General features: G+C 33.8%; 34 protein-coding genes and 4 pseudogenes. All 38 read left to right on the top strand.

The features are described from left to right. Positions 1-667: 667 nt before the first annotated feature. A complete protein-coding gene (rpsJ, locus tag B2671_RS12505) occupies positions 668-976 on the top strand; it encodes a 30S ribosomal protein S10 (RefSeq protein ID WP_035133283.1) in 309 nt (102 codons plus the stop codon). 107 nt (positions 977-1,083) lie between these two features. Further along, on the top strand, positions 1,084-1,713 hold the full coding sequence (gene rplC, locus B2671_RS12500) for a 50S ribosomal protein L3 (protein ID WP_346870694.1): 630 nt from the start codon (positions 1,084-1,086) through the stop codon (positions 1,711-1,713). A 17-nt stretch (positions 1,714-1,730) separates the two neighbouring features. Then, the gene (gene rplD / locus B2671_RS12495; protein WP_035133287.1) at positions 1,731-2,351 is read left to right on the top strand and encodes a 50S ribosomal protein L4; all 621 of its coding nucleotides are present in this window, start codon (positions 1,731-1,733) and stop codon (positions 2,349-2,351) included. Further along, entirely contained in the window at positions 2,351-2,647 is a 297-nt protein-coding gene (gene rplW / locus B2671_RS12490; protein ID WP_150845873.1) for a 50S ribosomal protein L23, read from the top strand. Before rplD ends, rplW begins: the two co-directional genes overlap by 1 nt. A gap of 52 nt (positions 2,648-2,699) precedes the next feature. Further along, positions 2,700-3,533, top strand: coding sequence for a 50S ribosomal protein L2 (gene rplB, locus B2671_RS12485; protein ID WP_035133291.1), 834 nt, complete (start codon positions 2,700-2,702; stop codon positions 3,531-3,533). 62 nt (positions 3,534-3,595) lie between these two features. Then, positions 3,596-3,877, top strand: a complete 282-nt coding sequence (rpsS, locus tag B2671_RS12480) for a 30S ribosomal protein S19 (RefSeq protein WP_035133294.1) — start codon at positions 3,596-3,598, stop codon at positions 3,875-3,877. A gap of 22 nt (positions 3,878-3,899) precedes the next feature. Continuing rightward, positions 3,900-4,235, top strand: a complete 336-nt coding sequence (gene rplV / locus B2671_RS12475) for a 50S ribosomal protein L22 (RefSeq protein WP_150845875.1) — start codon at positions 3,900-3,902, stop codon at positions 4,233-4,235. Positions 4,236-4,251: 16 nt separating this feature from the next. Then, positions 4,252-4,917, top strand: a complete 666-nt coding sequence (rpsC, locus tag B2671_RS12470) for a 30S ribosomal protein S3 (RefSeq protein WP_150845876.1) — start codon at positions 4,252-4,254, stop codon at positions 4,915-4,917. 27 nt (positions 4,918-4,944) lie between these two features. Then, complete coding sequence (gene rplP, locus B2671_RS12465) at positions 4,945-5,388, top strand: 50S ribosomal protein L16 (RefSeq protein WP_035133300.1); 444 nt, start codon at positions 4,945-4,947, stop codon at positions 5,386-5,388. After that, positions 5,378-5,590 carry a 50S ribosomal protein L29 gene (gene rpmC / locus B2671_RS12460; RefSeq protein ID WP_035133305.1) on the top strand — a complete coding sequence of 71 codons (213 nt, stop codon included), beginning with the start codon at positions 5,378-5,380 and terminating at the stop codon, positions 5,588-5,590. The genes rplP and rpmC overlap by 11 nt, the downstream gene beginning before the upstream one ends. Before the next feature lie 21 nt (positions 5,591-5,611). Next, positions 5,612-5,866: a 30S ribosomal protein S17 gene (gene rpsQ, locus B2671_RS12455; protein WP_035133308.1), complete on the top strand. Its 255-nt coding sequence runs from the start codon at positions 5,612-5,614 to the stop codon at positions 5,864-5,866. 23 nt (positions 5,867-5,889) lie between these two features. Then, positions 5,890-6,258, top strand: coding sequence for a 50S ribosomal protein L14 (gene rplN, locus B2671_RS12450; RefSeq protein ID WP_035133311.1), 369 nt, complete (start codon positions 5,890-5,892; stop codon positions 6,256-6,258). 17 nt (positions 6,259-6,275) lie between these two features. Beyond that, complete coding sequence (gene rplX, locus B2671_RS12445) at positions 6,276-6,590, top strand: 50S ribosomal protein L24 (protein ID WP_035133314.1); 315 nt, start codon at positions 6,276-6,278, stop codon at positions 6,588-6,590. A 22-nt stretch (positions 6,591-6,612) separates the two neighbouring features. Next, positions 6,613-7,155 carry a 50S ribosomal protein L5 gene (gene rplE / locus B2671_RS12440; protein WP_035133316.1) on the top strand — a complete coding sequence of 181 codons (543 nt, stop codon included), beginning with the start codon at positions 6,613-6,615 and terminating at the stop codon, positions 7,153-7,155. A gap of 14 nt (positions 7,156-7,169) precedes the next feature. After that, the gene (locus B2671_RS12435) at positions 7,170-7,355 is read left to right on the top strand and encodes a type Z 30S ribosomal protein S14 (protein WP_035133318.1); all 186 of its coding nucleotides are present in this window, start codon (positions 7,170-7,172) and stop codon (positions 7,353-7,355) included. A 32-nt stretch (positions 7,356-7,387) separates the two neighbouring features. Further along, the gene (rpsH, locus tag B2671_RS12430; protein ID WP_035133320.1) at positions 7,388-7,786 is read left to right on the top strand and encodes a 30S ribosomal protein S8; all 399 of its coding nucleotides are present in this window, start codon (positions 7,388-7,390) and stop codon (positions 7,784-7,786) included. 23 nt (positions 7,787-7,809) lie between these two features. Then, a complete protein-coding gene (gene rplF / locus B2671_RS12425) occupies positions 7,810-8,349 on the top strand; it encodes a 50S ribosomal protein L6 (protein WP_035133322.1) in 540 nt (179 codons plus the stop codon). 25 nt (positions 8,350-8,374) lie between these two features. Further along, positions 8,375-8,737: a 50S ribosomal protein L18 gene (gene rplR / locus B2671_RS12420; protein WP_150845878.1), complete on the top strand. Its 363-nt coding sequence runs from the start codon at positions 8,375-8,377 to the stop codon at positions 8,735-8,737. Between the two features lie 17 nt (positions 8,738-8,754). After that, positions 8,755-9,252, top strand: coding sequence for a 30S ribosomal protein S5 (gene rpsE, locus B2671_RS12415; protein WP_035133326.1), 498 nt, complete (start codon positions 8,755-8,757; stop codon positions 9,250-9,252). 12 nt (positions 9,253-9,264) lie between these two features. Then, positions 9,265-9,444 (top strand): 50S ribosomal protein L30, encoded by a 180-nt coding sequence (gene rpmD / locus B2671_RS12410; protein ID WP_035133328.1) that lies wholly within the window; start codon positions 9,265-9,267, stop codon positions 9,442-9,444. 17 nt (positions 9,445-9,461) lie between these two features. After that, positions 9,462-9,902, top strand: a complete 441-nt coding sequence (rplO, locus tag B2671_RS12405; RefSeq protein ID WP_035133331.1) for a 50S ribosomal protein L15 — start codon at positions 9,462-9,464, stop codon at positions 9,900-9,902. Further along, positions 9,903-11,186, top strand: a complete 1,284-nt coding sequence (gene secY, locus B2671_RS12400) for a preprotein translocase subunit SecY (RefSeq protein WP_346870693.1) — start codon at positions 9,903-9,905, stop codon at positions 11,184-11,186. 25 nt (positions 11,187-11,211) lie between these two features. Beyond that, positions 11,212-11,873 (top strand): annotated as a pseudogene (locus tag B2671_RS12395) (adenylate kinase). Next, positions 11,860-12,606, top strand: a complete 747-nt coding sequence (gene map, locus B2671_RS12390) for a type I methionyl aminopeptidase (RefSeq protein ID WP_346870692.1) — start codon at positions 11,860-11,862, stop codon at positions 12,604-12,606. Before B2671_RS12395 ends, map begins: the two are co-directional and overlap by 14 nt. A 13-nt stretch (positions 12,607-12,619) precedes the next feature. Further along, the gene (locus B2671_RS12385) at positions 12,620-12,901 is read left to right on the top strand and encodes a KOW domain-containing RNA-binding protein (protein WP_346847798.1); all 282 of its coding nucleotides are present in this window, start codon (positions 12,620-12,622) and stop codon (positions 12,899-12,901) included. An 8-nt stretch (positions 12,902-12,909) separates the two neighbouring features. After that, a pseudogene (infA, locus tag B2671_RS12380) lies at positions 12,910-13,096 on the top strand (translation initiation factor IF-1). Between the two features lie 15 nt (positions 13,097-13,111). Beyond that, complete coding sequence (gene rpmJ, locus B2671_RS12375; RefSeq protein ID WP_003373491.1) at positions 13,112-13,225, top strand: 50S ribosomal protein L36; 114 nt, start codon at positions 13,112-13,114, stop codon at positions 13,223-13,225. Positions 13,226-13,268: 43 nt separating this feature from the next. Beyond that, complete coding sequence (rpsM, locus tag B2671_RS12370) at positions 13,269-13,637, top strand: 30S ribosomal protein S13 (protein WP_150845881.1); 369 nt, start codon at positions 13,269-13,271, stop codon at positions 13,635-13,637. A gap of 15 nt (positions 13,638-13,652) precedes the next feature. Next, a complete protein-coding gene (gene rpsK / locus B2671_RS12365; protein ID WP_035133342.1) occupies positions 13,653-14,045 on the top strand; it encodes a 30S ribosomal protein S11 in 393 nt (130 codons plus the stop codon). Positions 14,046-14,064: 19 nt separating this feature from the next. Further along, positions 14,065-14,685 carry a 30S ribosomal protein S4 gene (gene rpsD / locus B2671_RS12360; RefSeq protein ID WP_346870691.1) on the top strand — a complete coding sequence of 207 codons (621 nt, stop codon included), beginning with the start codon at positions 14,065-14,067 and terminating at the stop codon, positions 14,683-14,685. Between the two features lie 63 nt (positions 14,686-14,748). Beyond that, a pseudogene (locus tag B2671_RS12355) lies at positions 14,749-15,534 on the top strand (DNA-directed RNA polymerase subunit alpha); the annotation flags it as partial. A gap of 5 nt (positions 15,535-15,539) precedes the next feature. Continuing rightward, positions 15,540-15,941 (top strand): annotated as a pseudogene (locus B2671_RS12350) (DNA-directed RNA polymerase subunit alpha C-terminal domain-containing protein); the annotation flags it as partial. A 12-nt stretch (positions 15,942-15,953) separates the two neighbouring features. After that, entirely contained in the window at positions 15,954-16,295 is a 342-nt protein-coding gene (rplQ, locus tag B2671_RS12345; RefSeq protein ID WP_035133348.1) for a 50S ribosomal protein L17, read from the top strand. Positions 16,296-16,386: 91 nt separating this feature from the next. Continuing rightward, entirely contained in the window at positions 16,387-17,316 is a 930-nt protein-coding gene (locus tag B2671_RS12340) for an energy-coupling factor transporter ATPase (protein ID WP_346870690.1), read from the top strand. Next, positions 17,301-18,155 (top strand): energy-coupling factor transporter ATPase, encoded by an 855-nt coding sequence (locus tag B2671_RS12335; protein WP_346870689.1) that lies wholly within the window; start codon positions 17,301-17,303, stop codon positions 18,153-18,155. Before B2671_RS12340 ends, B2671_RS12335 begins: the two co-directional genes overlap by 16 nt. 30 nt (positions 18,156-18,185) lie before the next feature. After that, positions 18,186-18,983, top strand: coding sequence for an energy-coupling factor transporter transmembrane component T (locus B2671_RS12330; RefSeq protein ID WP_346870688.1), 798 nt, complete (start codon positions 18,186-18,188; stop codon positions 18,981-18,983). Positions 18,984-19,003: 20 nt separating this feature from the next. Further along, complete coding sequence (truA, locus tag B2671_RS12325) at positions 19,004-19,738, top strand: tRNA pseudouridine(38-40) synthase TruA (protein ID WP_346870687.1); 735 nt, start codon at positions 19,004-19,006, stop codon at positions 19,736-19,738. A gap of 142 nt (positions 19,739-19,880) precedes the next feature. Continuing rightward, positions 19,881-19,993: uL13 family ribosomal protein (locus B2671_RS12320; protein WP_346870695.1), on the top strand; the 113-nt coding region annotated here is incomplete at its 3' end.

Below are 19,993 nucleotides of genomic sequence, written 5' to 3'. Positions count from 1 at the left end.
GAATAATTAAGATTTAAAATAATAAATTATTTATTATCCTGAAAAGGAAATGTGCACAATAAAACCTAGGTAAAAAGAGAGATGGGGACGCCTATCTCTCTTTTTTATGTCTAAATAACTTTTCCTACAATATATACAATAATGAAATATAAATTATATATATTGTATGATAAAAATCTATAATAATAGATTTTTCATTATTTTACTTATTGAATTTAAATGTTATATGATGTACTATACATAAACATAACTTCTATAGTATATTTAATTAAAAATAAAAAAAGTTTACTAATAGCTTTATATATTCTGAATTTTAGGCAATTATATAAACAAATAGTTAGTAAGGCTACATATTAAATGTATAATATTTTTATTAAAGAAAATTAAAGATATTAAAAATTTACAAGAGTAAAAAATGAATAAAAACTCTTGTCAAAGCTAACAAAATAATGTATACTATAGAAGTTGCAATATGGTAACAGCGATGAGGTAAGAGGTTGCCGGGCTTCCGGGGGAATTCTTAACCGAGCATGCTCAATCACGAATTGGGCGACGGGGTCTGTGGTGTTGCTGTGTTTCTTAAAACAAGAAACGCCAGGAGCAGTTTACAGAACTTCCGCTGTTGCGCGTAAGAAGTAATAGCGTGCGATGAAAAGGAGGGAATGAAATGTCAAAACAAAAAATCAGAATCAGATTAAAAGCGTTTGATCACACAATACTAGATCAATCAGCAGAGAAGATTGTTGAGACTGCTAAAAACACAGGGGCTAAAGTAGCTGGTCCAGTACCACTACCAACTGAGAAAGATGTAATAACTGTTCTAAGAGCTCCACACAAATACAAAGATTCAAGAGAGCAGTTCGAAATCAGAACTCATAAAAGACTAATCGATATATTAAGTCCATCACCAAAAACTGTTGATGCATTAATGAGATTAGACTTACCAGCAGGTGTAGATATCGAAATAAAATTATAATCGTACATAGTACATGAAATTGAACTATGATGTACGGGTAATAGAAAAACTATTACTAACTATTATGATCACTATGTGGTCCGCTAATAAGTAGGAGGTGTATTTAAATGAAAAAAGCTATAATGGGTAAAAAATTAGGAATGACTCAAATATTTGATGAAAATAGAAGAGTAGTACCTGTAACAGTTGTAGAAGCTGGTCCATGTGTAGTAATCCAAAAGAAAACAGTAGAAAATGATGGATATGAAGCCATAAAAGTTGGATTTGGAGATATAAGAGAAAAGTTAGTGAATAAGCCTAAGAAAGGTGAATTCGCAAAAGCAGGTGTTGTTGTAAGAAGACACATAAAAGAATTTAGATTAGAGGATACAAGTGTTTACGAAGTAGGTTCTGAAATAAAAGCAGAAATCTTCGCAGCAGGAGATAAAATTGACGTATCTGGAATATCTAAAGGAAAAGGTTTCGCTGGCGTAATCAAAAGATGGAACTTCCACAGAGGACCAATGAGCCACGGTTCTAAATTCCATAGAGCAGTAGGTTCAATGGGAGCATCATCAGATCCATCAAGAACATTTAAAAATAAAAAAATGCCTGGTCATATGGGAAATGTTAATACTACAGTATTAAATCTAGAAGTAGTAAGAGTAATACCTGAAAAGAATATTATTCTTATAAAAGGCGGAATACCAGGACCAAACAAAGGTTTAGTAGTAATAAGAAACGCTGTTAAAGCATAAGGAAAGGAGGATGCAGAATGCCTACAGTAAAAGTGTATAACACTGAGAAAAAAGAAGTTGGAGAAATTCAATTAAATGATAGCATTTTCGGAGTAGAAGTTAGTGTTGAAGCAATGCACCAAGTTGTGTTAGCTCAATTAGCTAATAAAAGACAAGGAACTCAAAGTGCTAAGACAAGAGCTGAAGTAAGAGGCGGAGGAATTAAGCCTTGGAGACAAAAAGGAACAGGAAGAGCAAGACAAGGTTCTATAAGAGCTCCACAATGGATTCACGGGGGTATCGTATTTGCACCAAAACCACGTGATTACAGAGTTTCAGTTCCAAAGAGTATGAGAAGAGTAGCTATGAAATCAGCTTTAACTTCAAAAGTACAAGATAATGAAATGATAGTATTGGAAAGCTTAGCTTTCGATGCACCAAAAACTAAAGATATGGTAAAAGTTCTTAATGCTTTTGAAACTAAAAAAACATTAATAGTTGTAGCTGAGTCTAATGAGAATGTTTATAAATCAGCAAGAAACATTCCAGGAGTAGCTGTAGTGCCTGTAAACAACATAAATGTTTACGACATATTAAAGTATGAAAACTTAATGATTACTAGAGATGCTGTATCAAAAATTGAGGAGGTGTATGCATAATGAAAATGACTAGTTATGATATAATAAGAAAACCTGTTATAACTGAAAAAAGTATGGCTGCTATGGCAGAAAGAAAATACACTTTCATCGTTGACATACACGCAAACAAAGTTCAAATAAAAAAAGCTGTTGAAGAAGTTTTCGGAGTAAAAGTTGAAGATGTTAAAACTCTAAGAAATTTAGGTAAAACTAAAAGAGTTGGAGTTCACATTGGAAAAAGAGCTGATTTCAAAAAAGCAGTTATTAAATTAGCAGCTGACAGCAAAACAATTGAATTCTTTGAAGGAATGCAATAATATAACGCATTTATTGGCTAGAGCCAGATAAGCGAAAAGGGAGGGAAACCTAATGGCAGTTAAAAAATTTAACCCTACCACACCTTCAAGAAGAAATATGACTATGGCTTCATTTGAGGAAATAACAACAGATGTACCTGAAAAGTCACTTCTTGTAAGTAAGAAAAAAACTGGTGGTAGAAATGCTCAAGGTAAAATTACTGTTCGTCACCACGGTGGTGGAGCGAAACAAAAATATAGATTAATAGATTTTAAAAGAACTAAAGATGGTATACCAGCTAAAGTTGCAACTATCGAGTACGATCCAAATAGATCAGCTTACATCGCATTAGTTGTATATGCAGATGGTGAAAAGAGATACATAATAGCTCCAGTTGGATTAAAAGTTGGAGATGTTGTAGTATCTGGATCAGATGCAGACATTAAAGTTGGAAATACACTTCCAATAACTAACATACCAGTAGGTACAATAATTCATAATATTGAATTACAAGTAGGAAAAGGTGCTCAACTTGTTAGATCAGCAGGTTCTTCAGCTCAATTAATGGCTAAAGAAGGAGCTTATGCTCAAGTAAGACTACCAAGCGGAGAAGTTAGATATGTAAGAGTAAACTGCAGAGCTACAATAGGAACAGTTTCAAACTTAACTCACGAAATTGTTAATATAGGTAAAGCAGGAAGAAAGAGACATATGGGTATCAGACCAACAGTAAGAGGATCTGTAATGAACCCTAATGATCACCCACACGGAGGTGGAGAAGGTAAATCTCCAGTAGGTCATGCTAGTCCACGTACTCCATGGGGTAAACCAGCTCTTGGATACAAAACTAGAAAAACTAAGAAATACTCTGACAAATTTATTGTTAAGAAAAGAAATAGTAAATAGTTAGAAGAGAAATAAATTCTCTTCTGATTATAACTACTTTACATGAAGGGAGGCCACTAATAGTGAGTAGATCAATTAAAAAAGGACCTTTTGTAAAAGAGTCTCTTCTAAATAAAATAGAAGAAATGAACAAAGCTGGCGAAAAGAAAGTTATAAAGACTTGGTCAAGAAGCTCTACAATTTTTCCTCAAATGATAGGACACACAATTGCTGTACATGATGGAAGAAAACACGTTCCAGTATATGTTCAAGAAGATATGGTAGGACATAAACTTGGAGAGTTCGCTTTGACTAGAACTTTTAAAGGTCATATCGCGAAGGAAAAATCAAGTAGAATGAGATAGTACGGGAAGGAGGAAATTACCAATGGAAGCTAAAGCTATAGCTAAATATGTAAGAATGTCTCCTATGAAAGTTGGGATTGTTCTTGACCTTATAAGAGATAAGAATGTAAATGAAGCTTTCGCTATATTACAATATACTCCAAAAGATGCAGCTGTTGTTATTAATAAATTATTGAAATCAGCTGTTGCGAATGCAGAAAACAATTTTAATTTAGACAGAAATAGATTATATGTTGCAGAGGCTCATACAGGTGCAGGTCCAACATTAAAGAGATTTAGACCACACGCTCAAGGTAGAGCATTCAGAATTTTAAAAAGAACTAGCCATATAACTATAGTAGTTAAAGAAAGAGCATAAGAAGGAGGGATATAGAGTGGGTCAAAAAGTACATCCACACGGCCTAAGAGTTGGTGTTATCAAGGATTGGGACGCTAAATGGTATGCAGACAAGAAAAATTTTGCAGATAACTTAGTTGAAGATAATGCTATCAGAGAATATATAAAGAAAAGATTATTCACTGCTGGAATATCTAAAATTGAGATAGAAAGAGCAGCTAAAAGAGTTAAAATAAATATACATACCGCAAAACCTGGAATGGTTATAGGAAAAGGCGGTCAAAGTATAGAAGAACTTAAAGTTGCATTAAAAGAAGTTGTTAAAGATAAATTTGTTTTAATTAACATAGTAGAAGTTAAAACACCAGAAAACAATGCACAATTAATGGCTGAAAACATAGCAGCTCAATTAGAAAAGAGAATATCTTTCAGAAGAGCTATGAAACAAACGATTCAAAGAGCTATGAGAACAGGTGTTAAAGGAGTTAAGACTGCATGTTCAGGAAGATTAGGCGGAGCTGAAATCGCAAGAACAGAGCAGTATCATGAGGGAACAATCCCACTACAAACTTTAAGAGCTGATATTGACTATGGATTTACAGAAGCTAATACAATCTATGGTAAAATTGGTGTAAAAGTTTGGGTGTATAAAGGTGAGGTTCTTCCAACTAAGAAAGTTCAGAAGGAAGAAAGTAACTCATAATAACGTGTAAGGAAGGAGGAATTTGACATGTTAATGCCTAAAAGAGTTAAACATCGTAAGGTACAACGTGGTAGAATGAGAGGTAAAGCTACAAGAGGTAACTTCATCGCTTATGGAGATTATGCTTTACAAGCAACAGAGTGCGGTTGGATTACAAGCAACCAAATCGAATCTGCCAGAATAGCTATAAATAGATACGTTAAAAGAGGAGGAAAGGTTTGGATAAAAATCTTCCCTGATAAGCCAGTAACTGAAAAACCAGCTGAAACACGTATGGGATCTGGTAAAGGTTCACCAGAGTACTGGGTAGCAGTAATTAAACCAGGTAGAGTATTATTTGAAATATCTGGAGTATCTGAAGAAGCTGCTAGAGAAGCTATGAGACTTGCGTCTCACAAATTACCAGTAACAACCAAATTTGTTACTAGAAGAGATTTTGAGGAAATGGGTGGTGAAATCAATGAAGGCTAATGAATTGAAAGAGTTGAGACAAAGTACTCCTCAAGATTTAAATGTAAAATTATCTGATCTTAAATCAGAATTATTTAACCTTAGATTTCAGTTAGCTACAGGACAGTTAGAAAACCCAATGAGAATTAAACAGGTTAAGAAGTCTATAGCCCAAATTAAAACCATCCTTAGAGAAGAAGAATTAAGGGCTTGTGAGCAGTAATACTGAAAGGAGGTTCATCTTGTGGAAAGAGGAAATAGAAAAAGTAGAATCGGAAGAGTAGTTTCTGACAAAATGGATAAGACAATTGTTGTTGCTGTTGAAACTAAAGTTAGACATCCATTATATGGAAAAACAGTTAATAGAACAACTAAATTTAAGGCTCATGATGAAAATAATGAAGCAAAAGTTAACGATAGAGTATTAATAATGGAAACAAGACCATTATCTAAGGATAAGAGATGGAGACTTGTTGAAATCATGGAAAGAGCTAAATAGTTAACTGAAGGGAGGGTATTTACATGATACAACAACAAACATTATTAAAAGTAGCGGATAACTCTGGTGCTAAAGAAATAATGTGTATTAGAGTACTCGGTGGTTCCAAAAGAAAATGGGGAAACATCGGAGACGTAATTGTTGCTAGCGTTAAAAGTGCAACACCAGGTGGAGTTGTTAAAAAAGGTGACGTAGTAAAAGCAGTTATTGTTAGATCAGTTAAAGGTTTGAGAAGAGCAGACGGGACTTATATCAGATTTGATGAGAACGCAGCTGTTATTATAAAAGACGATAAGAATCCAAAAGGAACTCGTATCTTCGGACCTGTTGCTAGGGAGCTAAGAGATAAAGAATATAATAAAATATTGTCACTAGCACCTGAAGTACTATAGGATAGGGGGTAGCAAAGATGAAAGTTCATGTTAGAAAGAAAGACACTGTTATGGTTATCTCTGGAAAAGATAAAGGTAAAACTGGAGAAGTTTTAGCTGTTTATCCTAAGACTGGAAAAGTTGTAGTTGCTGGCGTTAACGTAGTAACTAAACATCAAAAACCAAACAGACAAAATATGCAAGGTGGAATAGTTAACTTTGAAGCAGCTATTAACAGTTCAAAAGTTATGCTATATTGCGATAAATGTAAGAGCGTAACTAGAATAAGCAATAAAGTACTTGATGATGGTACAAAAGTTAGAGTTTGCAAAAAGTGCGGAGAAACATTTTAATTCGCGAAAGGAGGTTTAACAAATGGTTACAAGACTACAAGAGAAATACAATAGTGAAGTAATACCAGCTATGATGGATAAGTTCGGATACAAAAATATAATGCAAGTACCTAGACTTGAAAAAATAGTTATAAATATGGGAGTTGGCGAAGCTAAAGATAACTCTAAAGTTTTAGATGCTGCTGTAAGTGATATGCAATTAATCACTGGACAAAAAGCTGTATTAACTAGAGCAAAGAAATCAGTTGCCAACTTTAAAATAAGAGATAACATGGCAATTGGATGTAAAGTTACATTAAGAAAAGATAAGATGTTCCAATTTGCGGACAAATTAATGAATATAGCATTACCAAGAGTTAGAGACTTCAGAGGCGTTCCTACTAAGTCTTTTGATGGAAGAGGAAATTATGCTTTAGGAATAAAAGAACAATTAATATTCCCTGAAATAGAATATGATAAAATTGATAAAGTAAGAGGAATGGATATAATATTTGTAACTACTGCAAAGACAGACGAGGAAGCAAGAGAATTATTAAGATTCCTTGGAATGCCATTTGCTCAATAAAAGGAGGGAATGACTTGGCACGTAAAGCTTTAATAGAAAAGTGGAAAAAAGAACCGAAATATTCAACTAGAGAATACTCTAGATGCAGATTATGTGGAAGACCACATTCTGTCTTAAAGAAATTTGGTATTTGCCGTATATGTTTCAGAGAACTTGCTTATAAAGGACAAATTCCTGGATGCAAAAAGGCAAGCTGGTAATATACAGATCATAGCGAAAGGAGGCACAATTAATGAATATGACTGATCCGATAGCAGATTTGCTAACACGTGTAAGAAATGCAAATATTGTTAGACATGAAATAGTAGAAGTTCCTTCTTCAACAATAAAGAAAGGCATAGCAAATATTATGCTTCAAGAAGGATATATTAAAAATATAGAAGAATATCAAGATGGAACTGTTTCAATGTTAAGACTTAGCATGAAATATGGCCAAAATAAAGAGAGAGTTATAACAGGACTTAAGAGAATATCTAAGCCAGGACTAAGAGTTTATAGTGGTAAGGATGATATCCCTAAAGTTTTAAATGGATTAGGAGTTGCAATAATATCAACTTCTAAAGGATTAGTTTCTGATAGAGAAGCTAGAAAATTAGGATTAGGCGGAGAAGTTATCTGCTACATCTGGTAGTTTAGGAACAAGGAGGTGCGATTATGTCAAGAGTAGGAAGACTTCCAATAGCTATACCAGCTGGTGTATCTGTTACAGTAACGCCAGACAACGTTGTTACAGTTAAAGGACCTAAAGGGGAATTAACTAGAACAATGGTGAAGAATATAAACATAGCTATAGAGGATAATCAAGTGGTCGTTACAAGACCAAGCGATATAAAAGAACATAGAGCTCTACACGGATTAACTAGAGCATTATTAAATAATATGGTAATTGGAGTAACTAATGGTTTCGCGAAGACATTACAATTAGTTGGTGTTGGATATAGAGCAACAGCAAAAGGTAAGGGATTAACTTTAAACCTAGGATTCTCACACCCAGTTGAAATAGCTGCTGTAGATGGAATTACATTTGAATTAACAGATGCTAATACTATAGTAGTAAAAGGAATCGACAAGGAATTAGTTGGTAAAGTTGCAGCTGATATAAGAACTTGGAGAAAACCTGAGCCTTACAAAGGAAAGGGTATTAAGTACTCTGATGAAGTTATCAGACGTAAGGAAGGTAAGACTGGTAAATAATAGCTATTAGAAAGGAGAGAATTTCATGTTCAATAAAGCTGATAGAAAGCTATCAAGAGAAAGACGTCATTTAAGAGTACGTAAGAAGATTCATGGAACAGCTGAAAGACCAAGACTTGCAGTGTTCAGAAGTGAAAAGAACATATACGCTCAAATTATAGATGATGTTGCTGGAAGAACATTAGTTGCTGCATCTAGTTTAGATAAAGACTTTTCTCTAAAAGTTGGTAGCAATAAGGAAGCTGCTAAACTAGTTGGTGAAGTAGTAGCTAAAAAAGCAATAGAAGCAGGAATTACTGAAGTTGTATTCGATAGAGGTGGATATGTATACCACGGAAGAGTACAAATGCTTGCAGAAGGTGCAAGAGAAGCAGGACTTAAATTCTAAAAAAAGGAGGTACACACATGAAAATAGATCCTAGCACACTTGATCTTAAAGAGAAAGTTGTACACATAAACAGAGTTGCTAAGGTTGTTAAAGGTGGTAGAAACTTCAGATTCAGCGCACTAGTAGTTGTTGGTGATGAGAACGGACACGTTGGTGTTGGAATGGGAAAATCTATCGAAATACCAGAAGCAATTAGAAAAGGTATCGAAGATGCTAAAAAGAACATCGTTAAAGTTGAATTAGATGGAACTACAGTTCCTCATACTATAGATGGTAAATTTGGAACTGGTACAGTTCACATAATGCCAGCTTCAGAAGGAACAGGTGTTATCGCTGGAGGTCCAGCAAGAGCAGTACTTGAGCTTGCAGGATTAAAAGACGTTAGAGCTAAATCATTAGGTTCAAATAACCCAAGAAATATGGTTAGCGCAACTATAGATGGATTATCAAAATTAAGAACAGCAGAGCAAGTTGCAAAACTTAGAGGCAAAACTGTTGAAGAAATTCTAGGATAGGAGGGGAAAAGCTTGGCTAAAGTTAAATTAACATTAGTAAAGAGTTTAATTGGTAGAAAGAAAGATCATATTGCTACTGTAGAGGCTCTTGGATTAAGAAAAATAGGTAAAACTGTTGAGCACGAGGAGACTCCTCAGATCAGAGGTATGATTAATAAAGTAAGTTACCTACTAAAAGTAGAAGAAGCTTAAACTAAGGAGGTGTAAATATGAGACTTCATGAGTTAAGACCTGCAGAAGGTGCAAAAAAATCTCCTAAGAGAATCGGTAGAGGTACTGGTTCAGGTTGGGGTAAAACTGCTGGAAAAGGTCAAAAAGGACAAAACTCAAGATCTGGTGGCGGTGTAAGACCAGGATTTGAGGGAGGTCAAATGCCTTTATATAGAAGACTACCTAAGAGAGGATTTACAAATATATTTGCTAAAGAATATACTTGTATAAACGTAGATAGACTAAACATATTTGAGGATGGAACTGTAGTTACTCCAGAGTTACTTCGTGAATCTGGAATGGCTAAGAGAGTAAACGATGGGATAAAGATTCTTGGAAATGGTAACATTGAAAAGAAATTAACTGTTAAAGCTAATAAGATTTCCAAAGCTGCAGCAGAGAAGATTGAAGCGGCAGGAGGAAAAGTTGAGGTGATATAGATGTTATCAACCCTACGAAACGCTTGGAGAGTTCCTGAGCTAAGAAAAAGAATACTATTTACATTAATGATAGTGGTAATTTTTAGAATGGGTGTGTTTATCCCAGTACCAGGAGTGGATGCTAGTAAGATTGCAACTTTAGTTAGTAGTAATTCTGGTTCCCTTCTAAGTTTCTATGACATGATTGCAGGAGGAGCTTTTAGTAAGTTTAGTATATTTGCTTTAGGTGTTACTCCGTACATCAATGCATCGATTATAATTCAATTACTTACAATTGCAATTCCTTATTTAGAACAACTTTCTAAAGAAGGTCAAGAAGGTAGAAAAAAAATACAGAACTATACTAAATATGCAGCTCTAGTATTTGCTGTTATTCAAGCATATGCAGCATATGCCTTAATTAAAAGCTCAGGAGCTATATTGATAGAAGGTTCAATGGGCCTTTTACTAATAATACTAACAATGACAACAGGTACAGCCTTGTTAGTATGGATAGGTGAACAAATTTCAGTACATGGAATTGGAAGTGGTGTTTCTGTTATTATATTTGTAAATATAATATCTTCACTACCACAAACAGCTTATCAAATAGCAGGGCTTCTTAAAACAGGAGAAGTTAGTCCGGTAGAGGTTGTAATATTCGTAGCAGTAGCTTTAGCTTTATTAATTACAGTAATTGTTATAAATTTAGCAGAACGAAGAATTCCAGTGCAATATGCCGGTAAAGCAATAGGAAGAAAAGTTATAAAAGGGCAATCATCACATATTCCAATAGGATTAAATTCTTCTGGAGTTATGGCGATAATCTTTGGTATGTCAGTAATGCAATTTCCAGCGGTTATAGCACAAATATGGCCTGAATCTTCCTTTGCGGTATTTGTTAATAAGAGTTCTTGGAGTATATTTCAGCAAGATACTATGAAATATGTAGTAGCATACTTTTTATTAGTACTATTCTTTGCTTGGTTCTATACTATAATTACTTTCAAACCAGATGAGATGGCAGAGAATATGAATAAATCATCAGGATTTATTCCAGGTATAAGACCAGGTGAAAAAACTGAAATTTACTTAGAGAAGATTTTGACAAGAATATCCCTTTTAGGTGGAACATTTGCTGGAATTATAGCTATAGTACCTATATTAGCAGCTATATTCAGTAATTTTAAGGGAGTTTCATTTGGTGGAACTAGTTTACTAATTTTAGTTGGTGTATCTTTAGATACTATGAAACAATTAGAATCTCAGCTAGTAATGAGACATTATGAAGGGTTCCTTAAATAAAAATTTTAATTTGGAGTTGATACTAGTGAGAGTTATTTTATTAGGTCCTCCTGGAGCCGGAAAAGGAACTCAGGCAAAGTCAATCTGTAATAAATACTCTATACCACACATATCTACTGGAGATATTTTTAGATATAATATCTCTCAAGCAACGCCTTTAGGGATTGAAGCTAAAAAATATATAGATAAAGGTCATCTAGTACCAGATGAATTAACTATCGATTTAATTAAAGATAGATTAAAGCAGGATGACTGCAAAAATGGATTTTTACTAGATGGTTATCCAAGGACTGTAAATCAAGCAGAGGCTTTAGAAGTTTTACTTAAAGAAATGAGTTTAAAACTAGACACTGCCTTATTGATTGAAGTTCCTAAGGGTTTTATTATAGATAGAATGACAGGAAGACGTGTATGTACTACTTGTGGAGCTAGTTATCACGTAAAATATAATCCTACNNAAACGATGGAAAATGCGACGTTTGCGGTAGCGTTGTAATACAAAGAGCAGATGATAATGAAGCGACAGTAAGTGAAAGACTTGAAATATATGATGCACAAACACAACCGTTAATAGAATACTATAGAGAAAAAAATCTATTAGCAGAGGTTGATGGAACGCAAGCTATTAATGATGTTTTTAAGAATATCTGTGGTATCTTAGGAGCGATAAATAGTGATGAATATTAAGAGTGATACAGAACTAGAATATATGAGGAGTGCTGGTAAGGTTGTTGCCGATACCCTAGCAATGATTCAAAAGGTAATAAAACCAGGAATAACCACTGCAGAAATTGATAAACTTGCTGAAGAATTTATATTAGCACAAGGAGCTATACCTTCTTTTAAAGGATATGGAGGATTTCCAGGATCAATATGTGCATCAGTAAATGATGTAGTAATACATGGTATCCCGAATGACACCGTATTAGTTGAAGGAGATATAATCAGTGTTGATTGTGGAGCGATACTTAATGGCTATCATGGTGATGCTGCACGAACTTTTCCAGTAGGAAATATTTCTAAGGAAGCACAACATCTAATAGATGTCACTAAAGAATCTTTCTTTAAGGGCATTGAAAAAGCAGTAGTGGGGAACAGACTTACCGATATTTCAGCAGCAATTCAAAAGTATGCTGAGAGTTTTGGATATTCTGTGGTTAGGGATTTTGTTGGACACGGCATAGGAACTTCTATGCATGAAGACCCACAAGTTCCTAATTACGGCACTGCTGGTAAAGGTCCTAAGTTAGTACACGGTGTAGTACTTGCAATTGAACCTATGATAAACATGGGAAATTACAAAGTTAAAATTAAGCCAGATGGTTGGACTGTAGTGACTAGTGATGGAAAGTTATCTGCCCATTATGAAAATACTATAGCAATAACTAATGAAGGTGTAGAAATACTAACTTTGAGCTAATGAGGTGACTAATGTGGATGATGACAGCCTTTTAGGTAAGGTAGTACATTCAAAATCAGGAAGAGATAAAGGAAAATACTTTATCATTATTGGTATAATAGACGATGAGTATGTCTATATTTCAGATGGAGACCTTAGAAAAATTGATAGGCCAAAGAAAAAGAAAATTAAACATTTATCTTTTACAAATGTTTTGGCTGAAGATATTAGAAGTGCTATCTTATCTGATGGAAAGATCAGTAATTCTAAAATAAGAAAATTTTTGCAGGTTGAGGATATAATAGAGGAGGTTTGATTACCCTTATGTCAAAAGATGATATAATTGAAATGCAAGGTGTTGTTTTAGAAACTCTACCTAATGCAACTTTCCAAGTTGAATTAGAGAGTGGGCACAAGATACTTGCTCATATTTCTGGAAAGTTAAGAATGAACTTTATAAGAATTTTAANNTGATTTGACTCGTGGGAGAATAACTTGGAGAGATAAGTAATAAGGAGGGTTAGCTATGAAGGTAAGACCATCAGTTAAACCTATATGTGAAAAATGTAAAGTCATAAAAAGAAAAGGAAGAGTAATGGTTATCTGTGAAAATCCTAAACATAAACAAAAACAAGGTTAATGAAAATAAATAAGTAGTGATACTTAGGAGGTGTAGATTGTAGATGGCAAGAATTGCAGGTATTGACCTACCAAAAGAAAAAAGAGTTGAGATAGGTCTAACTTATATATTTGGTATAGGACTACCAAAATCTCATGAAATACTTGAAGCTACAGGAGTGAATCCTGATACTAGAATCAAGGATTTAACTGAAGATGAAGTAAATACATTAAGAGATTATGTAAATAAGAGCTTAATGGTTGAAGGTGATCTTAGAAGAAAAGTTGCCTTAGATATAAAGAGACTTAAAGAAATAGGATGTTATAGAGGAATAAGACATAGAAAAGGTCTTACAGTTAGAGGTCAAAAGACTAAGACTAATGCAAGAACAAGAAAAGGTCCTAAGAAGACTATAGCAGGCAAGAAGAAATAGTAAGGAGGGAATATAATGGCTCAAAAGAAAGTTAGAAGTAGAAGAAAAAAAGAAAGAAAAAATGTTGAGCACGGTGCTGCACACATAAAATCTACTTTCAATAATTCCATCGTTACACTTACTGATGCAGCTGGAAACGCATTGTCATGGGCAAGTGCTGGTGGATTAGGATTTAGAGGTTCAAGAAAAAGTACTCCATTTGCAGCTCAAATGGCAGCTGAAACAGCAGCTAAAGCAGCGATGGAACATGGTTTAAAAAGCATAGAAGTTTATGTTAAAGGTCCAGGAGCAGGTAGAGAAGCGGCTATAAGATCACTTCAAGCTGCAGGATTAGAAGTTACTTTAATCAAAGATGTAACTCCAATTCCACACAATGGATGTAGACCACCAAAAAGAAGAAGAGTTTAATTAACAGGAGGTGTAATGAATGGCAAGATACACAGGCGCTACATGCAGACTTTGTAGAAGAGAGGGCCTTAAGCTTAACCTTAAAGGTGACAGATGCTTCACTGAGAAGTGCGCTTTTACTAGAAGAGGTTATGCACCAGGTCAACACGGTCAAAGCAGAAAGAAAATGTCAAACTATGGAACTCAATTAAGAGAAAAGCAAAAAGCTAAGAGAATATATGGAGTTCTAGAAGGACAATTTAGAAAGTACTATGAGAAAGCTGAAAAGCAAAGAGGAATTACAGGTGAAAACCTATTAAAATTCCTAGAATTAAGATTAGATAACGTTGTTTATAGATTAGGATACGGAAGCTCAAGAGTTGAAGCTAGACAATTAGTAAACCACGGACATTTCTTAGTAAATGGTAAAAAAGTAGATATCGCATCTTACGCTGTTAAAGCTGGAGATGTTATATCAGTTAGAGAAAAAAGCAGATCTTCTGAAAAATTCAAAGTGTTTGCTGAAAATCCAAAAACTCTACCAACTTGGTTAGAAGGAAATATTGAATCATTTGAAGGTAAGGTTGCTTCAATACCAGCAAGAGAAGACATAGACGTTCCTGTTAATGAAACATTAATCGTTGAGTTATACAGTAAATAGTCAATAATGTAATCAGTTGCCCTCGATATAAAAAAACCACTAAATTTAAAAGGAGGGTTATAAATGTTAGAAATTGAAAAGCCAAAAATAGAATGTATTGAAACCGCTGAAAATGGTACATATGGCAAATTTGTTGTTGAACCATTAGAAAGAGGTTATGGAATAACTTTAGGTAATGCATTAAGAAGAATTCTTCTTTCTTCACTACCTGGAGTTGCTGCTAATTCGATTAAAATTGATGGTGTTTTACACGAATTTTCAACTATACATGGAGTTAAAGAAGATGTTTCTGAGTTAATTCTAAATATAAAGGAATTAGCACTTAAGATGTCTGGTGAGGGCCCAAGAACAATATATATTGATGCTGAAGGTCCTGGTGAAGTTACAGGAGCAGATATTAAAGTGGACGGAGATGTTGAAGTAGTTAATAAGGATCTTCATATTGCTACCCTAGATGATGGTGGAAAGTTATTTATGGAGATAAATATTAATAGTGGTAGAGGTTATGTTTCTCAAAATAAGAACAAAACTGATGATAAGCCAATATCAACTATACCTGTTGATTCAATATATACTCCAGTTAAAAGAGTTAACTTTACAGTTGAGAATACAAGAGTAGGACAGATCACAGATTATGATAAATTAACTATAGAAATTTGGACAAATGGAACTATTAGACCTGATGAAGCTATTGGTTTATCAGCTAAAATTCTTATTGAACACTTTAAACTATTTATGACATTAACTGATCATGCAGATAATGTTGAAATAATGATAGAAAAAGAAGAAGATAAGAAAGAAAAAGTTCTAGAAATGACTATAGAAGAACTAGATTTATCTGTTAGAAGCTTNNTACCCGTGTTGGACAGATTACTGACTTTGATAAGCTTACACTTGATGTATTTACCAATGGAACTTTAGCTCCCGATGAAGCTGTCAGCTTAGCTGCCAAGGTTCTGAGCGAGCATCTGAACTCATTTATCGATTTATCTGAAAATGCCAAGACTGCAGAGATCATGGTTGAAAAAGAAGATAATGAGAAAGAGAAAGTTCTTGAAATGAATATCGACGAACTGGAGTTATCCGTTCGCTCTTATAATTGTCTTAAGAGAGCCGGCATTAATACGGTAGAAGAATTAACGAATAAAACTTCTGAAGATATGATGAAGGTAAGAAACCTAGGAAAGAAATCTCTTGAAGAGGTTGAGCAAAAACTTGAAGGCTTAGGATTGGGATTCAAACCTAGCGAGGAGTAAGGAGGTATAGAGATGGCACAGCAACGTAAGTTAGGACGTCCAACTGATCAAAGAATGGCAATGCTTAGAAATCTTACGACTAGTTTCTTAAAGCACGGTAGAATTGAAACAACTGAAGCTAGAGCAAAAGAAACTAAAAGATTAGCTGAGAAAATGATAACTTTAGCTAAAAGAGGAGATCTTCATGCTAGAAGACAAGTGCTTGCATTTGTTACAGAAGAGGATGTTGTTAAGAATTTATTTGATAACGTAGCTCCAAAGTACGCTGAGAGAAATGGTGGATACACTAGAATAATGAAAATGGGACCTAGAAGAGGCGACGGAGCAGAGGTTGTTGTATTAGAATTAGTATAATAATTCAAGGGGATTAAGTAAGGCTAACTTAGTCCCCGTTTTGTTATAAAATTGAGCATTAGATAGTAACTCTCTAATGGAGGGATAATTGATGGAAACTAATATAAATTTTAGAGATAATCAAATTGAAAAGCTTAATGAAATTGATAAAATAGATAATTTAAATTCATCCAGTGAAAAAGTACCAGAAGTTATTAGTGAAAACTTGAGATATACTTATCCTCCGGATAGTGAAGGTAATATAAAATTGGCTATAGATGGTGTTAATATTACCATTAATAAGGGTGAGTTTGTAGTTGTATTAGGTCATAATGGATCAGGAAAATCTACTTTTGCAAAACATATAAATGCACTCTTAATTCCAACAGAGGGCAAAATTAGTGTGTCTGGATATGATACTAGCAAAGAAGAAAACATATGGAATGTAAGAAGCAAAGCGGGTATGGTTTTTCAAAACCCTGATAACCAAATTGTTGCAACCATAGTAGAAGAGGATGTAGCTTTTGGACCAGAAAATTTAGGCGTAGAACCTAAGGAGATAAGAAGAAGAGTAGATGAGTCACTTAAGAGAGTAAACATGTATGATTATAAGAAACATGGACCACATCTTTTATCTGGGGGTCAAAAGCAACGTGTAGCTATTGCTGGGATATTAGCTATGATGCCTGAATGTATAGTATTAGATGAGCCAACAGCCATGCTTGATCCATCTGGAAGAAAAGAAGTTATAAATACGATAATGGATTTAAATAAAAACAATGGGATTACAATAGTATACATAACACACTTTATGGAAGAAGCTGTTGCAGCAGATAAGATATATGTTATGGATTCAGGAAAAGTTATAGTAGAAGGAAAGCCAAGAGAAGTATTTCAAAATGTAGAAATTATGAAAAACTTAGGTTTGGATGTACCACAAATGACAGAATTGGCTTATGAATTAAATAAATCAGGTGTTAATATAAAATCGGATATATTAACTATAGATGAGATGGTGAGAGAATTATGTCAATTAAAATAGAAAATTTAACTCATATATATATGGCTAAAACTCCCTTTGAAAAGGTTGCCCTTAGTAATGTTAATGTGAATATAAATGATGGTGAATTTGTAGCCCTCATTGGACATACAGGCTCAGGTAAATCTACTTTGATACAACACATGAACGGGTTATTAAAACCTAACCAAGGAAAAATATTTGTTGATGGTGTAGATATTACTGCTAGTGGAGTTAAGCTTACAGACATAAGAAAAAAAGTTGGATTAGTATTTCAATATGCAGAGTATCAACTTTTTGAGGAAACAATAGAAAAGGACATAATGTTTGGACCTAAGAATTTAGGGCTTAATGATGAGGAAGCTTTAGCAAGAACTAAAAGAGCCATGGACATGGTAGGTTTAGACTATGAAACTTACAGAAATAAATCTCCATTTGATCTAAGTGGGGGACAAAAAAGAAGAGTAGCAATAGCTGGAGTTGTAGCTATGGAACCAAGGGTTTTAATATTAGATGAACCAACAGCTGGATTAGATCCTAAGGGGAGAGATGAAATTCTAGGAGAGCTATATAAGCTTCATAAATCCTATAACATGACTATAATTCTTGTATCTCATAGCATGGAGGATGTGGCAAAGGTTGCAGACCGTATATTGGTAATGGATGAAGGAAAATGTGTATTAGATGGTACGCCACAAGAAATATTCAAAGAAGTAGATATATTAGAAAATGTAGGTCTTGCAGTTCCACAGGTAACATATCTTATGCGAGAATTAAGAAGGGTTGGATTTGAATTACCTAATGATATTTTCACATTAGAACAAGCTAAAAAAGAGTTACTTAAGATACTAGCAAAAAACTAGGCTCTTTTATAAAGTTGTGGAGGAGTAAATATGATTAAAGATATTACCATAGGCCAATATATACCTGGAGAGTCATTTGTCCATAAATTAGATGCTAGGGTAAAAATACTATTTTCCCTACTCTTTATAATAGACTTATTTTTAATAAAAGAGTTCTCAGGATATATTGTTATTTTTATATTTACAATGATGGCTATAATTGTGTCTAAGATTCAATTTAGATATATATATAAGGGATTAAAGCCTATATTTATATTAATGATAATAACAGCACTATTTAATGTGTTCTTAACTAGAGGTAACATATTATTATTGCAATGGGGATTTGTTAAAATATATAAAGAAGGTATAGTAACAGCTATATTCATGATATTAAGACTTACTTTTCTTATTATAGGAACATCTCTATTAACATTAACTACATCACCAATAGAACTTACTGATGGAATAGAAAAATTACTAGGACCATTTAAGAAAATTGGTGTACCAGCTCATGAACTTGCCATGATGATGACTATAGCACTACGATTTATACCTACTTTAATGGATGAGACTGATAAAATAATGAAGGCTCAAAAGGCAAGGGGTGCAGATTTTGAAAGTGGAAGTATAGTGAATAGAGCTAAAAGCCTTATACCACTACTTGTACCGCTATTTATTAGCTCATTTAGAAGGGCTGATGAATTAGCAATGGCAATGGAAGCTAGATGCTATAGAGGTGGAGAAGGACGAACTAGAATGAAGATACTGAAAGTAACTTCGAGAGATTATGTAGGAATGATTGTTATGTCTGCATTAACTATAATAGTTATATATATGAGATTTTAGATGTAGTANNGGATATATATATGAAAAACATTAAGTTAATACTAGAATATGATGGAACTAATTATGTGGGTTGGCAAAAACAGCCTAAGGGAGAAACCATTCAAGGAACAGTTGAAAATGCAATTTCTAAGATCACTGGGGAAAAAGTTGAAGTCATTGGCTGTAGCAGAACTGATAGTAAAGTCCATGCTAAAGGATACGTGTGTAATTTTAAGACTAATAGTAATATTCCTGTAGAAAAGTTTAGAGAAGCATTAAATCATGTGTTACCTGAAGATATATCTGTAATTAAGTCCTCACAAGTTGATGATGATTTTCATGCTAGATATGATTCAAAAGGGAAGATGTATTGCTATACAATACTAAATACAGAAGTAAGAATGCCCATATGTAGAAATTTTTCATATCACTATAAAAAGAGTTTAGATATAGAGATAATGAAGGATGCTGCAAAATTTTTTATAGGAACTCATGATTTTGAGGCTTTTAGGAATATTGGAAGTACGGTTAAAACGACTACAAGAACTATTAGTAAAGTTGATATAGTTAAGAACGAACACTATATCAAAGTATATATAGCTGCTGATGGATTTTTATATAATATGGCAAGAATTATGATAGGAACGCTTATAGATGCAGGAAATGGAAAAATAAAAGCAGAAGATATACCTAAAATAATATTAAGTAGAGATCGAAAAAAAGCAGGCAAAACATGTTCACCCCAAGGTTTGTGTTTAATTGAAGTTTATTATTAATAATAGTAAAAATCATTGACACACCCGGGAAATTGTATTATAATGAATTTTGTTCGTATAATAAATATTTGTGTGTAAGATCCATTAGCCCCGGATCTTTATCCATAGAATTATAATTGTTAAAAATCAGGGAGGTAGTAAGATGAAATCATACTTAGCTAAACCAAGTGAAATACAAAGAAAATGGTATGTAGTAGACGTTGAAGGAATGACTTTAGGTAGAGCTGCAAGTCAAATAGCTTCTATATTAAGAGG

The organism is Clostridium sp. UBA5119, assembly GCF_002414285.1.
Taxonomy (GTDB): Bacteria; Bacillota; Clostridia; order Clostridiales; family Clostridiaceae; genus Clostridium_J; species Clostridium_J sulfidigenes.
The sequence above is the reverse complement of the archived record's forward strand: the minus strand, read 5'-3'. Positions and strand labels throughout refer to the sequence as shown.